The organism is Acinetobacter entericus, assembly GCF_026168575.1.
Lineage (GTDB): Bacteria > Pseudomonadota > Gammaproteobacteria > Pseudomonadales > Moraxellaceae > Acinetobacter > Acinetobacter bouvetii.
This window is the reverse complement of sequence record NZ_JAPEQW010000138.1, coordinates 1-465: the sequence shown is the minus strand read 5'-3', so window position 1 is coordinate 465 and position 465 is coordinate 1. Positions and strand designations below refer to the sequence as shown.

Here is a 465-nt window from a genome sequence, read left to right as displayed (position 1 = left end):
GCGTGATTAATTGAGCCTACAGGCTCTTTTTTTTGCCTATCTTGCTATACGTAGCTATACAAAGGGGTGTTTATGGCAGCACTTAAAGAGCCTGTAAAAATGTTTATAGTTCAGTCTCTTGCATGCTTTGAAACCCCTCAACAAGTAGTAGAAGCTGTAAAGCAAGAATATAGGATTGAAATCACACGGCAACAGGTAGCACTTTACGATCCGACTAAGGTCGCTGGTCGCAATCTCAGTAAGAAACTAAAAGACTTATTCAAAAGTACCCGCGACGATTTTCGAAAAAACATTGAAGACATTGCGATTGCCAATAAAGCTTTTCGGCTGATGGAACTTCAGAAAATGTATGAAGATTCTGGCCGTAATAAGCGGGCAAAGCAGAACTTACTTAAGCAGGCATTTCAAGAAACTGATGGTCGTGTGACTAAGCAGGAAATCACAGGCAAAGGCGGCAAGCCAATT

At 41.3% G+C, this 465-nt stretch carries 1 protein-coding gene; it reads left to right on the top strand.

The features are described 5' to 3' along the window. Window positions 1–72 precede the first annotated feature (72 nt). Window positions 73–465 (top strand): DUF2280 domain-containing protein (locus tag OKC24_RS19925; RefSeq protein WP_265466316.1); only part of this gene is annotated, 393 nt, incomplete at its 3' end.